Origin of the sequence: Vibrio sp. ECSMB14106, from assembly GCF_000972265.1 — a bacterium.
In the GTDB taxonomy this organism is placed as follows: Bacteria; Pseudomonadota; Gammaproteobacteria; order Enterobacterales; family Vibrionaceae; genus Vibrio; species Vibrio kanaloae.
Map to the genome: position 1 here is coordinate 1 of NZ_LAUM01000053.1, position 13,817 is coordinate 13,817.

The following is a 13,817-nucleotide window of genomic DNA, read 5'->3' on the forward strand; positions in this document are numbered from 1 at the left end:
GTCGGGTGGACGACACTTGTTACCAAGTGCCGTCTCCCTAAGAACCCAGCGTGCAACTTTCACTGCACTGGGCTCAAGCCTCCACTAAGGCATCGTTTGATACCCAGCAACTCACAAAGCAGTTGGAACAGGTTCAATCCAAGAGTTACGTGCTTGTCTTTTTGACTTCCGCTTAGCCAAGTATTCTTGATAGTCGGGGTCATAAGGGATTGCGGCACTTCGGATTTTCACGTGTCGTTCTATTGGCACTTTCGCAATTTGGAACAGATTGAACTGACAATCCATGTTCATGATTTTCTGCCAACCATGAAATTGCCATTGGCCTTTTCGATTGAGAAAATACTTATGAACAACCCAGTCTTTAGACTTGGTTGGATGACGTCTAACTGCCCAGTGCCATAGTGCTTGGAATAGTTTGTGGTCTACATACCCGAATACTTGTTTAGCAACGCAGTGGCGGTAGTAATTCGCCCATCCTCTGAGTTTTGGATTTATCAGTTTGATAAGATCATTAACGGGGATAGTTGCGTGCTTTTTGATAAGCTCACGTAAATTTCTCAAAAATAACAGTGTGTTGAACTTGCTCGGTTTAATGAGCAATTTCCCTTTGTACTTCCTATGGTTGAAGCCCAGAAAGTCAAAACCATCATCAATATGAGTAATCTTCGTTTTCTCTTCGGATAGGGTTAACCCTCTTTCAGCCAGAAAGTCAGCAATCAACGGTTTGATATCGCTCACTAGCACTTCCTTTGAAGAGCAAGTGACCACGAAATCATCAGCGTAACCAATGAAATTGGCTTTAGCTCCTTTTCTCAGTGCTGTGGATTTTACGCGTTGCTCTAGTCCTGCAAGGGTCATTAGCATCAAGGTTGGAGATATTATCCCTCCTTGTGGTGTACCCTCATCGGTGTCGTAGAACAGGCCTTTATCCACAAAGCCAGACTTCAGCCATTGCTCTAACATACGTTTATCTACGGTGATATTTTCCATAAGCCATTGATGCCCGATTTTATCGAAGCAAGCTTTAATATCGCCCTCAAGAACCCATTTTGCTGATTTCTTCTGTGCCAAACATATAAAGCACTGACTAATGGCATCAGCGGTGCTGCGGTTTGGTCTGAAACCATAACTATTGAGGTCGGCTAGTGTTTCAGAAACAGGCTCTAGTGCAAGCAGGTGGAGCGCTTGTTGCGCTCTATCTATCATACACGGAATACCTAGAGGTCTGAGTTTGCCATTCTTTTTAGGGATGTAGATCCGTTTGAGTGGTTTTGCTTTGTAAGTCTTGCGACTCAGTTGATTAACCGCTTTCATACGGCGTGCATCTGTGTTCCAGATGACACCATCTATTCCAGGCGTTTTACTGCCTTTGTTTTGAGAGACTCGCTTAACTGCCAAAAATTTAGCAGAGCGAGAATGAGTCAAGAGCCACTGTAAGGATTTCACCTTACCGTATTTCTTTTCTCTCGTTGCTTTTGCGATACGCATTTGAAGCTTTAATACGTGCGCTTCAGCGGATTTCCAGTCAATAGACTGCCACTGAGCACCGTCAGAAGATGCACTAATCTCTTTCGAGATCATCATTTGCTTTTCTCCTTAAATAAAGTTCTTCAAATTCTCTCGCAAAGGGAGACCAGTCGGAAGTGGGCTCACTTTCGTGATCAGGCAGGAGCCTGTATCTGCATCATTACAATGCAACTTTCGCTTTTTCCGACCTCCTCTACCTGCATCACTATCGGCCACAAAGGCTTTCCCTTAGGGAGTGATACAGGCTTACCCTGTTCCGTACGTTACGTAAAATGTCAGGTTAGATGCCCACTCTAGTGCGGGGAGCGTATCGATCACGAAAGAGCATTGCCCAATCTCTTTCCGACTCCCATTGCCTTTTTGGCTACAGCGTAATAACCACTTCCGCTGCTTCATCGTATAACGCACCTTAAATGGATTCACTTACGTTCATCATACTGACTACCTAGCACTCACCCGATTTGTGGTTATCAGGAGGATCTTCTTCTCACGATTCAAATCCCGAACGGGATATTCCCGCTCTTCGTTACATTGTCTGAGCCGCTGCTTTATTCAGGCTCATAGGTTCATCTGGTGATACAGAGGGTTCACTCATAAAGCGGTGAACAACGCTTCATACGACTTCAGGTCGCACTGGCAAAAACGAGTCTGAAATCGCTATCTGGAATGAATGCGCAAGATTGCTTGCCAATGCGCTCATCTACTTCAACTCCGCGATACTGAGTCATCTTCTGGGACACTTTGAAGCGACAGGTGATGAAGAAAAAGCGGCTATCACTCGTGCTGTTTCGCCCGTTGCATGGCAAAATATCAACTTAAGCGGGACGTATAACTTCACCAATACCGGAAAATTGCCTGATATTAGTGAAATTACGAAGCCAATCGTGGATGATTAAGCTTGGAAACGAAAGTAACCCACAGCTGGAGGCTATATAATACAAAGCCTGTAGCATTCTATGTTACTTTAGAGGGGAAAATCCCTAGAACCCCTTATTGCTCTTGTTGACTTCTTATCTCATAAAATCGCTATCTCATTAAGTAGGAAATGACTGTGGTAAAACCAAACATAATAAAAACCAGTGAGAACCCACTTCAGACAATCGAAGTTGAAGTGTTTGATGAATATGGCGAAAAGCTAACAAAACAGATCGCGTGTGAGCGCCCTCTTACCGTGATGTTGAACTGGAAAGAGATAGTAACCCTAATGACATTGGGCTCTCGTCCTGAGTCATTAGTATTAGGCTATTTGAAGAACCAAAGCTTCCTTTCTGATCCGGAAGCGGTTGAATCTATTATCATCGATTGGGAAACCAGCTCTGCTGCGGTTATCACCAAAGAAGACACGAGCCAACTTGAGCAAGCGCTTAAGAAGAAGACTGTAACCTCTGGCTGCGGTCAGGGCACCATGTATGGCAATGTGATGAAGCAGTTGGAAGATTACCAGGTGCCTCAAAACAAGATTAAGCAATCTGAAATCTACACAGCGCTTGAAGCGTTGACTCACTACAACGATACCTACAAGAAAGCAGGCGCGGTGCACGGTTGTGCGGTTTGCAAAGACGACAAGGTTCTATCGTTTGTTGAAGATGTTGGCCGACACAATGCCGTTGATACATTGGCTGGTGAGATGTGGCTTAACAAAGAGACAGGTGAAGATAAGATCTTCTATACCACCGGCCGTTTAACGTCTGAGATGGTGATTAAGGTTGCTCAGATGGGTATCCCTGTTTTGCTATCACGTTCTGGCGTAACGCAAATGGGTTTAGACTTGGCTCAGAAGTTCGGCATCACCACGATTGCTCGCGCTAAAGGTTTACGCTTCCAAGTGTTCACGGGTGCAGGCAAGATCGACTTTGATGTAAAAGGCGAACAATCAGCGTAAGTTCTTTAAAGGCAAACTTCTCTAAAGGCAAATGCTATCTAAAGCTAGTTTTCTGGTGAACTTATATAAGGTGTAGGCGAAGGCTTGCACCTTTTTCTTTTGTTTCTTTTATACCATTTACTCTCCTTAGCATTCCCTCTTCTTACTCCATCATTCTATTCGCATAATTTTAACAGCTAGTTCGCTGTTACCCCCCTTTCTGCACATTATTTCAGCAACAGAACGCGCTTAATATTACTGTTTAGTTTTACTTAACGTTGATTTCAAAATTACTAGATATACCAAACGTTAACAATTCTTTATCTTATGCTCCGTGAACAGAACGAAGCACGCACTTATCGTGCTGCTTGGCGAAAGTTTCACTTCTTTGAATGCTCACTTCGAAGAAAACACATAAGAAAAAAGAATTGGATAACAATATGAAACAGCCTTTAAAAGCTTTAGCAATAGCTCTTGGATTGACCTTGGGCGCCAACTGTCACGCAATTGAACTTAAGCCGGTCGATACCGACTTTACATTACAAATACTGGGTTCAGGTGGCCCTATCTCGGATGACCTACGTGCTTCATCAGGTGAAATCGTATGGTGGAAAGGCAAATCACGAATCATGATTGATGCCGGTGGTGGTGTTTACCTACGTTTCGGTCAAGCGGGTGCAAAACTTGAAGACCTAGATTTCATGGGTATCACTCACTTCCATACCGATCACGTCAATGACATGCCCGCTCTTCTTAAAGGCGGCTACTTCTTTGAACGTGAAAAGGCGTTGGAGATTTCAGGTCCAGCCGCAGGTTCAGCGTTCCCTAGCCTCAACGGCTACTTCGCAGCGAACTTTGACCCAGACCATGGCGCATACGCTTACCTTGCTGGTTTATACGATGGAACCGATGGCCTATTCCCAGTCAATCTTACCGATGTTGACTATCAATCCACAGTGCCAACCGTTGTTTATGAAAAAGATGGTTTGAAGATCACTGCTCTGGGTATTCCTCATGGTGATGTGCCTTGTCTCGCTTACCGAATTGAAAGTGAAGAAGGCGTAATGGTGATTTCAGCTGACCAAAACGGTAGCAACCCTGCGTTCTTAGACTTCGCTCGTGGCGCCGACATCATGATGATGCCAATGGCGATTCATGAACAAGCCGATGGTGTCTCTACATTCATGCACGCTAAGCCTTCTGTGATTGGTGAGATTGCGAAAGAGATCAATCCAAAAATGTTGGTACTTAACCACTGGATGGGTTTAGGCCTTAAGCGCAAATCTGAATCAATCAAAATCGTACGCGAATACTACGACGGACCAATCATGTCTGGTCGTGATTTAGCGAGCTTCCCTATGTCTGCTGTAAAGGAGAAATAATATGAACAACAAAATCGCCCTATCAATCGCGATCACGTCTGTGATTAGCCTTAACTCTGCAATGGCATTTGCTGATGCACCTGCCGAAGCCCCTGTTGAAGCAAAACAATCGTCAGGACACGGTGGTAAATGTGCTGCAGGTAAATGTGGTACAGAAAAACGCTTCGAAAAAGCGGAACTGACAAGCAACCCTCAAGACCGTTTAGTGCGCGCTCGTGACGGGAAATGTGGCTTAACGGCTGAAGGTATTTCGCCTAGTAAAGAGCGCATCCTAACGGCGAATAGCAAGGTGACAGGTGGAGTATGTGGCCAGTAGAAACGCATAAAACTAAAGCTTTAAAAACTAAGGCTCTAGCATCAAATGACCGAGCCCCTAAAAGCAGCGAGTTAAACCATAAAGTGCGAACCATTCAGAATACAGACAAAGGCATTGGGCTACGCAGTGAGCATATTGAACTGCTCGCTCGTTCCCCAAAGCACCCTGATATTGATTTTCTGGAATTGGCTCCCGAGAACTGGATGAGCTTAGGTGGTCTTAAGCGCGAACAACTACAGGATATAGCGAAGCAATACCCTTTGATCGCACACGGTTTAAGCTTATCCATTGGAGATTGTCAGCCGCTTAACACGAAGTTTGTACGTCAGGTTGGTCAATTTCTCGATGAACTGAATATCCAGGTATACAGCGAGCATTTGAGCTTCTCTCGAGACAGCCAAGGGTACCTGTATGAACTGTTACCCGTGCCACGTCACGCAGAAAACATCGGCTATTTAGCGGACAGAATCAAGCAAGTCCAAGACATCATTCAACGTCCTTTGGTAATGGAGAACATCTCTTATTACCACAACTACGGAGATGAGATGCCTGAGGGTGAGTTTATCGCTGAAATAGCAAAGCGTAGTGGCTGTGAGTTGTTGGTCGACATCAACAATCTCTACGTGAACAGTCAGAACCACCACTTTGATGCGGCTGAAATGCTTAAGGCTTTACCGAGCGATGCTATTCGCTATTACCACATTGCTGGGCATTTAGTTGAAAGTGATGGCTCAGGTGGAAGTAACAAATCGCTGATTGATACCCACGGTATGCCGGTACAGCAAGCGGTTATTGACTTGGCGCGTTACACCTTCTCTATTCATGGCAGTAAACCGTTATTGCTCGAAAGAGACAACAACGTACCACCTTTGGTCGTTCTGACTGAGGAATTACGAACGATGCACAGTCAGGTTCTAGATGCTGGTGTTGCTCATCGCCCAATGAATCAGGAGTTGGTTTATGCATAACCCTCCTAGCATGATGATCACTCAAACACACGCACTAACCGCACTGATACGTTCGCCACTTGAAGACAACGCAGTGTGTCGATACAGCGAGTTCATTAGAGATAACGTATTTGGTGTATTGAACAACACATTCCCGCTGTTTTGCCAGCAAGTCGACCAAGACCAACTACTGATATTGGTTGATGAGTTTGTTGTCGTGCATTACGCCTCAGAGCCAGAGTTTCATCATATAGCAACTGAGTTTGTTAGCTTTATCCAGCGTCGCACTCAACCAATGGGTATGTCTAATCTGAGTGATTTGTCTACTTTGAGTGCGAGTCATGATCTTACAGCCGACCAGCTAGCGGTGTTGGAGTACGAATGGTGTGCCTTTTGCGTTGAAATTGACGCTTCAAAGCAAGTATTGCCGATGTCATGGACGGGTGACCTTCGTGTTGATGAACAACAGCTTCAATTGGGTTTGTTAGTCAACAGTACGATGAAGCTCGTACAGGTACCTTTCCTTGTTCATGGTGAGTCACTGACGTTTCTAACACAAAGGCGACACCCCATTTACTACGCGATTTATCGCGACCGTGACCAACGCGTCAACACGATAAAACTAAGAGAAATTGATGTTGCGATTATTCAAATAATTCAACAACAACCAAATCGTTCTTTAGCCGATATAAAACAAATAATTGCTCAACAATTGGCGAGATTCGAGTTTATTAATTGGGTCGAACATTTCAGTGAAGTTGAACTGATTGGCGTTCACTCTTTAGGAGAAAAATTATGATTAAGTCAGCCCTCAGCTGGTACGACGCTATTGTCGAAAAATGCAAACAATACGATTACTTAGTACTGCTTTCAGTACGTCTTTATTTGATTCCGGTGATTTATGTCGGTGCACGCTCTAAAGTGCTGGGCTTCTCGGGAACAGTGGCATGGTTTGGTGCTTCAGCGGCCGACGGTGGTCTTAACCTTCCCTTCCCTGAGCTACTGGCATTCCTAGCGGCAGCGACCGAAGTATTAGGTTGTATCTGTATCGCGTTAGGTTTGTTTACTCGCTTTATCTCGATTCCAATGATTTTCATGATGAGCGTAGCAAGTGCAATGGTTCACTGGAAACACGGTTGGGATGCGATTGCGACTGGTGGTATGGAAGCAACTGTTCGACTTAACGGCTTCATCGAATGGCTCGCGGTTAACTTCCCAGGTCGTTATAACTACATCACAGAACTTGGCGACCCGGTAATGCTGAACAACGGTATGGAGTTCGCAGGGACCTACTTCGTGATGTTGTTAGTACTGCTTGTTTACGGTGGTGGCCGTTACGTGAGTGCAGATTACTGGCTGCGTAAACAGTTCTCTAAAAAACAAAACAAAGCACTTCGTTGGTAATAGATTCTTTTCACACAGCTACATGTAAAACCCTTAATTAGTTCTCTCTAATTATCATCTTATTTTCCATTATCTTCCCCGTCACACTCGTGGCGGGAAGGAGTTTTTATGCTTACAGATGTCGTTGATCTGTCGCGGTTTCAATTCGCAAGTACCGCTCTTTATCACTTTATATTCGTCCCCCTAACTATAGGCCTCTCCTTCTTACTTGCAGTGATGGAATCACTGTATGTCATGACCAACAAAACCATCTACAAGGACATGACCAAGTTCTGGGGTAAGTTGTTTGGTATTAACTTTGCTGTCGGTGTTGCTACTGGCTTAACCATGGAATTTCAGTTCGGTACTAACTGGGCTTATTACTCGCATTATGTAGGCGATATCTTTGGCGCTCCGCTCGCCATTGAAGCCTTGATTGCGTTTTTCTTGGAATCAACCTTAGTCGGTATGTTCTTCTTCGGTTGGGACAAGCTCTCTAAGCGTCAGCACTTATCGGTAACGTGGTTGACGGCGTTGGGTTCGAACTTCTCTGGTCTGTGGATTCTGATGGCCAATGGCTGGATGCAAAACCCAGTGGGCGCAGAGTTTAACTTCGAAACCATGCGTATGGAGATGACAGACTTCGTCGAAGTGATCTTCAACCCAGTGACTCAAGTGAAGTTCGTACATACCGTTGCGGCAGGTTACACAACCGGCGCGCTATTTATCATGGGTATCAGTGCTTACTACATGCTTAAAGGGCGTGATTTACCTTTCGCTCGTCGTTCATTTGCAGTAGCAAGTGCTTTTGGTATGGCTGCGATTGTGTCGACAGTGATGCTAGGCGATGAATCTGGTTATGAATTGGGTGATGTTCAACAGGTGAAGCTAGCGGCTATTGAAGCTGAATGGCACACAGAAGAAGCCCCTGCCTCATTCACACTGTTCGGCTTCCCGAATCAAGAAACCATGGAAACGGACTACGCGATTAAGATCCCTTATGTGATGGGTATTATCGCAACGCGTTCATTGGATACGCCAGTTATCGGCATTCATGATCTATTGGCAAAGAACGAAGAACGTGTTCGCAGCGGTATCTTAGCTTATGGACTATTAGAAAAGCTGCGTTCTGGTGATAAATCACAACAAAATATCGATGATTTTGAATCGGTTAAACATGACTTAGGTTATGGATTGCTGGTTAAGAAATACAGCGATAATGTGGTGGATGCTACAGAGCAACAGATCAAACAAGCAGCCAAAGACACAATCCCAACGGTTGCCCCTCTGTTCTGGAGCTTTCGCATCATGGTGGTGTGTGGCGTCTTGATGTTTGCCATCATTGGTCTTTCATTCGTACAAATTTGTCGCCGTAAGATAGGTACCAATCGTTGGTTACTGAAAGCAACAATATGCGCAATTCCACTTCCTTGGATTGCCTGTGAAGCCGGTTGGTTTGTTGCGGAATACGGTCGTCAGCCTTGGGCTATTGGTGAAATTCTGCCAGTAAACATGGCGGCTTCTAATCTACCCGCTTCAAGTTTATGGATCTCTATCGGATTGGTTTACTTGTTCTACACCGCATTCCTGATTGTAGAAATGTTCCTGATGGTTAAGTTTGCAAAAATGGGCCCGAGCGCACTGAAAACTGGTCGCTATCACCATGAGCAATCAAACCAAGATCTAGCCATTACAGGTGAGCAAAGCGCACCGCGTCAGCTAGATAAAACTATCGACCTTCATTAAGGAATTCAGATGTTTGATTACGAAAATCTTCGCCTGTTTACATGGGCAGTTATTGGCGTGTTGTTGATCGGTTTTATCATTACCGATGGTTTCGACATGGGCGTTGCGGCGTTGCTCCCTGTTTTAGGGAAGTCGGAAGTTGATCGACGAATCATGATTAACTCGATTGCCCCTCACTGGGATGGCAACCAAGTATGGTTGGTTACCGCGGGTGGCGCTATCTTTGCGATATGGCCTGCAATCTACGCGGCTGCGTTCTCCGGGTTCTATTTAGCCATGATTATCGTGTTGGCGACCTTGTGGTTAAGACCGCTCGGTATGGATTACCGCGCTAAAATCGACAACCCACAATGGAAGAAAGCGTGTGATATTGCACTTATCGTCAGTGGTTTCATTCCTCCGGTTATCTTTGGTGTTGGTTTCGGTAACTTGATGATTGGCGTTCCGTTTGAATTTAACGAATTGCTAATGATGTCATACCAAGGTGGTTTCTGGGATCTACTCACACCCTTCCCACTGCTATGTGGCTTGGTGAGCTTGGCGATGGTTGTCACGCAAGGCGCGGCATTCCTACAGATGAAAACGACGGGTGATTTAAAACAACGCGCGCAGAAAGTGATCGTATGTATGGCGCTTGTCACTGTCGGACTGTTTATTATTGGTGGGATATACGCGTATACACTTCCGGGTTACCTGATTACTAGCCCAGTTGTGACTGATGGTGTTTCAAACCCGTTATTAAAACATGTCATGAAGTTTGATGACCTACTGCTACATAACTACGAAAACTATCCGGTACTTTGGGGAATTCCTGCATTAGGCATCATCGGAATGCTGAGCTGTGCAGTGATGACTCGACTTAACCGCGCTGGTTTGGCCTTCGCTTCTTCGAGCTTATCGATAGCAAGCATCATAACGACAGCGGGCGTTGCCCTATTCCCAATGATCATGCCATCTAGCTTGATGCCATCGCATAGCTTAACGCTGTGGGACGGAACATCGAGTGAGTTAACACTGAGCATTATCTCGGTTGTGGCAGTTATCGTGGTGCCAATTATTTTGGGTTACACAATCTGGTGTTACTACAAAATGTTCGGTCGACTAGACAGCCAATACATTCACGATAACAGCTCGTCACTGTATTAATTAAAGATGAAATAGGAGGATAACCTATGTGGTATTTATGTTGGGTACTGGGCGTATTACTCGCCTGCGCGTTTGGAATCATTAATGCGCTGTGGTTAGAGCACACCGACTTTCTCGATGAACAAAACGAACAAAATTGATCGGTAAAGTTACTAACAACTGTTAACTCGATAGTAAGCTAACTACTTAAAATAACTGAAAGTCCTCATTTAATGCGATGCCTGCGATTTCAAGATTGCCGACATGAGTGTTAATGAGGACTTTTTCTTTTCGTATCTAATCTCATGTGCTTAACCTCATCTGATCAAGCAAACTAGACTCTTCAAATTACTAAGTTAATCGTTAAGTTGGTGCATATCATCGATTAAGTTGCTTTCCCCACCAACCGACCTTGCTTTAACAACCCTATAGGCTATTAGTTACATATCCATCATTTAAATGTATCTAATAACTATTAAGCATAGATGGACATGAAACGTCATCGGCTAAAGGGAGTTAACCATGAACAATCCATCAGAACCTCAGCATCGTTTGCTGTCTCTTTCTATTCGCAGTAAGTTTATTTTAATCAACCTCACCCTGTTTATTTCTGTTTTTATCTATGCCATCTACGAGCAGTTCAGCTTAGACAAATTGGAATCATTGGAGATCGCTGCAACCGAAAACCTCAGAAGCTCAGTCGATTTATTAACGCTTAGGCGACATGAGAAAGACTTCTTGTCTCGCCACGATCAAAAATACGCAGAGCGTTTCGATAAAACCGCCGCCACATTGAATCAAAGATTGGTGACGTTGAACCAAACCCTAACCTCGCACGAGCTTCACCTGACCGATCAAATGACCAAGATCTCTGATACCCTTCATCAATACCAGAAACAGTTCCACCAGATCGTCAATCAAGTGAACGATATTGAGCGCACAACCCCACCTTTGGGCTTTGTCGCAGCTCTCGATGGAAAAAGAACAGCGTTGAAGTCAGCAATCGAATCAGAATCAAGTTTGGCACTGGAACTTGCGTTGTTAGAGCTGATTGAAAAAGACTTCCATTACCTCGCACATATTAATAGCCAAACGAATGCGGCGTTAACCAAGGCTCTTGTTGAGTTTGAACCCTACTCCCAAACTTCGATTGCGACTGAACAAGCCTATTCCGAATATAAGGCTGCGGTTGAAACTCTGTTGGTTGCTAACAGCAATCTAGGTTTGTCTGCAGAGCTGGGGCTTAGAGGCGCCTTACGTAGCAATGTTCATCAAACGGAACAAGCCATTGAAGAAGTGCAGAATGAGATAAGCCAAGCGATTACAGCGGCAGTTAGAAACACACAAAACATGTTACATCTGTTTGGTGCAGCTATCGTCGCTCTGCTTTCTCTGTTATTGGTGTTCATCGGTCGCAACATTCTGGGTCGTATCAAAGCGATAAACGTGATGATGGAGTCTATTGCAAATGGAGATGGAGACTTAACCGTTAGAATGAACGCCAAAGGTAACGACGAGCTCGCTCAACTTGCCCACTCGTTCGATACCTTCATCGATAAACTGCACGGTAACATCAAAGAGCTATCCGGCGTGATGACGGTGCTGACAGACAGTTCATGCAGCTCTGAAGAAGCGGCAGTTAAAAGCATGAGCAATGCAGAAAAACAAAAGCAGCAATCTGAATCGGTAGCGACGGCAGTTAACGAGTTAGTGATGACCAGTAATGAGGTGACGGCGAACATCGAAAATGCCGCAACCACTGCCGAGAAGATCAAAGAAAATGCCCATCAAGCGCTACAAAAAACACAATCAACCAACGACAGTATTAATGTCTTGGTAGAAAACATCGCAGAGTCGCAAGATCTCATCGTTCAGCTCGAAGAACAGAGCCGTGAAATCAATCAGGTGGTGACGACCATTCAAGGTATTGCTGAGCAAACTAACCTATTGGCACTTAATGCTGCGATTGAAGCAGCGCGTGCTGGCGACCATGGACGAGGTTTCGCTGTGGTTGCCTCGGAAGTACGAGAGCTTTCACTAATGACCAACGATTCAACTCATCAAATAGAATCCACGATTCATGGTTTAACCACTGGAATAGACAAGACCGTTGCTAAGATGACAGCGAGCTTAGAACAAACTGAGCTGGTGAAAAGCCAAACCAAAGATGTGGTGAATGCGATAGAAGGAATACACTTCCAAGTTGGCGAGATGTTCGACTTAAACAGTCAGATCTCAACAGCGTCCGAAGAGCAATCGATGGTTTCGGTTGAGATTGACCGAAACATTACGGATATCGCACACCTTGCCAGTGATACTTATACCGTGGTTTCTGGATCAGTGCGTTGCAGTGAACAAGTCTCGAGCGTGAGTGTGAAGCTAGAGAAGATTGTCGCGCAATTTAAGTACTAGTGACTAGTGATTAGTGATTAACGCAAGCTAGTTGATTTATGCGGTATGGAAAAACAAAAGGCCTCTATCTGATTGCTAAGATAGAGGCCTTTCTAATTTTGAATACGTACTAACGTGTTATTACGTATTATCTCTTGCTACACGGTATTAGCCGCGTGCTTTCAAGAACTCAGCGTAAGTACCGCGGAAATCGTTGATCTTGCCATCTTTGATTTCAAGGATACGAGTTGCAAGCGAGTCTACGAATACACGGTCGTGAGATACGAAGAACAATGTGCCTTTGTAGTTCTCAAGAGCCAAGTTAAGCGCTTCGATAGATTCCATATCCATGTGGTTTGTTGGCTCATCCATTAGCAGGATGTTTGGTTTATGCATCATGATCTTACCAAGAAGCATACGACCTTGCTCACCACCAGAGATAACCTTTACAGATTTCTTAATGTCGTCTTGACCAAATAGCATACGACCTAGGAAGCCACGAACAACTTGCTCGTCTTCGCCTTCTTGGCGCCACTGGCTCATCCAATCAAACAGGTTCATGTCTGTCTCGAAATCGTGTGCGTGATCTTGAGCGTAGTAACCGATGTTTGAGTTTTCAGACCACTTGTACTCACCAGTGCGAGGCTCAAGAGCGCCCGCTAGTGTGTTAAGTAGTGTTGTTTTACCCACACCGTTCTCACCGATGATAGCAACACGCTCACCTACTTCGAAAATACCGTCGAACTTGTTGTATAGGTCTTCTTCAAAACCTTGAGATAGGTTTTCAACCACAAGTGCGTTACGGAATAGCTCTTTAGACTGTTCGAAACGGATGAATGGGTTTTGACGGCTAGACGCTTTAACTTCGTCTAGTTGGATCTTATCGATCTGCTTAGCACGAGACGTTGCTTGCTTCGCTTTCGATGCGTTAGCAGAGAAACGAGATACGAACGTTTGAAGTTCAGCAATTTGTGCTTTCTTCTTAGCGTTGTCAGACAGTAGACGCTCACGAGCTTGAGTCGCAGCCGTCATGTACTCATCGTAGTTACCTGGGAATAGACGAAGTTCGCCGTAATCAAGGTCAGCCATATGTGTACAAACAGAGTTTAGGAAGTGACGGTCGTGCGAAATGATGATCA

At 44.8% G+C, this 13,817-nt stretch carries 13 protein-coding genes and 1 pseudogene; 11 read left to right on the forward strand and 3 right to left on the reverse strand.

Features of this window, described 5'->3' with window-relative positions; genetic code table 11:
- Window positions 1-111 precede the first annotated feature (111 nt).
- Both ltrA and WR49_RS21395 read right to left on the reverse strand, forming a co-directional pair.
- Window positions 112-1,584, reverse strand: a complete 1,473-nt coding sequence (ltrA, locus tag WR49_RS20350; RefSeq protein WP_005398564.1) for a group II intron reverse transcriptase/maturase — start codon at window positions 1,582-1,584, stop codon at window positions 112-114.
- Between the two features lie 189 nt (window positions 1,585-1,773).
- Complete coding sequence (locus WR49_RS21395; RefSeq protein ID WP_156155694.1) at window positions 1,774-1,923, reverse strand: hypothetical protein; 150 nt, start codon at window positions 1,921-1,923, stop codon at window positions 1,774-1,776.
- Between the two features lie 239 nt (window positions 1,924-2,162).
- Here WR49_RS21395 and WR49_RS20355 point away from each other — a divergent pair.
- The 11 genes and pseudogenes from WR49_RS20355 to WR49_RS20400 all read left to right on the forward strand — a co-directional run.
- A pseudogene (locus WR49_RS20355) lies at window positions 2,163-2,423 on the forward strand (Tn3 family transposase); the annotation flags it as partial.
- Between the two features lie 155 nt (window positions 2,424-2,578).
- A complete protein-coding gene (locus tag WR49_RS20360; RefSeq protein ID WP_046225237.1) occupies window positions 2,579-3,409 on the forward strand; it encodes a formate dehydrogenase accessory sulfurtransferase FdhD in 831 nt (276 codons plus the stop codon).
- A 419-nt stretch (window positions 3,410-3,828) separates the two neighbouring features.
- Window positions 3,829-4,770 carry an MBL fold metallo-hydrolase gene (locus WR49_RS20365; protein WP_046225231.1) on the forward strand — a complete coding sequence of 314 codons (942 nt, stop codon included), beginning with the start codon at window positions 3,829-3,831 and terminating at the stop codon, window positions 4,768-4,770.
- Window position 4,771: 1 nt separating this feature from the next.
- Window positions 4,772-5,086 carry a hypothetical protein gene (locus WR49_RS20370; RefSeq protein WP_004733741.1) on the forward strand — a complete coding sequence of 105 codons (315 nt, stop codon included), beginning with the start codon at window positions 4,772-4,774 and terminating at the stop codon, window positions 5,084-5,086.
- 83 nt (window positions 5,087-5,169) lie between these two features.
- On the forward strand, window positions 5,170-6,054 hold the full coding sequence (locus WR49_RS20375) for a DUF692 domain-containing protein (RefSeq protein ID WP_046225238.1): 885 nt from the start codon (window positions 5,170-5,172) through the stop codon (window positions 6,052-6,054).
- On the forward strand, window positions 6,047-6,832 hold the full coding sequence (locus tag WR49_RS20380) for an HvfC family peptide modification chaperone (protein ID WP_046225232.1): 786 nt from the start codon (window positions 6,047-6,049) through the stop codon (window positions 6,830-6,832). Before WR49_RS20375 ends, WR49_RS20380 begins: the two co-directional genes overlap by 8 nt.
- A complete protein-coding gene (locus tag WR49_RS20385) occupies window positions 6,829-7,437 on the forward strand; it encodes an HvfX family Cu-binding RiPP maturation protein (RefSeq protein ID WP_017083666.1) in 609 nt (202 codons plus the stop codon). The genes WR49_RS20380 and WR49_RS20385 overlap by 4 nt, the downstream gene beginning before the upstream one ends.
- A 108-nt stretch (window positions 7,438-7,545) precedes the next feature.
- Complete coding sequence (locus tag WR49_RS20390; RefSeq protein WP_046225233.1) at window positions 7,546-9,162, forward strand: cytochrome ubiquinol oxidase subunit I; 1,617 nt, start codon at window positions 7,546-7,548, stop codon at window positions 9,160-9,162.
- 9 nt (window positions 9,163-9,171) lie between these two features.
- The gene (gene cydB / locus WR49_RS20395; RefSeq protein ID WP_046225234.1) at window positions 9,172-10,308 is read left to right on the forward strand and encodes a cytochrome d ubiquinol oxidase subunit II; all 1,137 of its coding nucleotides are present in this window, start codon (window positions 9,172-9,174) and stop codon (window positions 10,306-10,308) included.
- Between the two features lie 26 nt (window positions 10,309-10,334).
- Entirely contained in the window at window positions 10,335-10,448 is a 114-nt protein-coding gene (gene cydX / locus WR49_RS21250) for a cytochrome bd-I oxidase subunit CydX (RefSeq protein WP_004733754.1), read from the forward strand.
- 361 nt (window positions 10,449-10,809) lie between these two features.
- The gene (locus tag WR49_RS20400) at window positions 10,810-12,699 is read left to right on the forward strand and encodes a methyl-accepting chemotaxis protein (protein ID WP_046225235.1); all 1,890 of its coding nucleotides are present in this window, start codon (window positions 10,810-10,812) and stop codon (window positions 12,697-12,699) included.
- A 147-nt stretch (window positions 12,700-12,846) separates the two neighbouring features.
- Here WR49_RS20400 and WR49_RS20405 read toward each other — a convergent pair.
- The coding region (locus WR49_RS20405) for an ATP-binding cassette domain-containing protein (protein WP_046225239.1) at window positions 12,847-13,817 on the reverse strand (971 nt) is incomplete at its 5' end.

Excerpts from the sequence above, each read along its gene's own strand:
- ltrA (WP_005398564.1), bottom strand. The coding sequence starts at position 1,584 with ATGATGATCTCGAAAGAGATTAGTGCATCTTCTGACGGTGCTCAGTGG.
- WR49_RS21395 (WP_156155694.1), bottom strand. The coding sequence starts at position 1,923 with ATGAAGCAGCGGAAGTGGTTATTACGCTGTAGCCAAAAAGGCAATGGG.
- WR49_RS20365 (WP_046225231.1), top strand. The coding sequence starts at position 3,829 with ATGAAACAGCCTTTAAAAGCTTTAGCAATAGCTCTTGGATTGACCTTG.
- WR49_RS20370 (WP_004733741.1), top strand. The coding sequence starts at position 4,772 with ATGAACAACAAAATCGCCCTATCAATCGCGATCACGTCTGTGATTAGC.
- WR49_RS20380 (WP_046225232.1), top strand. The coding sequence starts at position 6,047 with ATGCATAACCCTCCTAGCATGATGATCACTCAAACACACGCACTAACC.
- WR49_RS20385 (WP_017083666.1), top strand. The coding sequence starts at position 6,829 with ATGATTAAGTCAGCCCTCAGCTGGTACGACGCTATTGTCGAAAAATGC.
- WR49_RS20390 (WP_046225233.1), top strand. The coding sequence starts at position 7,546 with ATGCTTACAGATGTCGTTGATCTGTCGCGGTTTCAATTCGCAAGTACC.
- cydB (WP_046225234.1), top strand. The coding sequence starts at position 9,172 with ATGTTTGATTACGAAAATCTTCGCCTGTTTACATGGGCAGTTATTGGC.
- cydX (WP_004733754.1), top strand. The coding sequence starts at position 10,335 with ATGTGGTATTTATGTTGGGTACTGGGCGTATTACTCGCCTGCGCGTTT.
- WR49_RS20400 (WP_046225235.1), top strand. The coding sequence starts at position 10,810 with ATGAACAATCCATCAGAACCTCAGCATCGTTTGCTGTCTCTTTCTATT.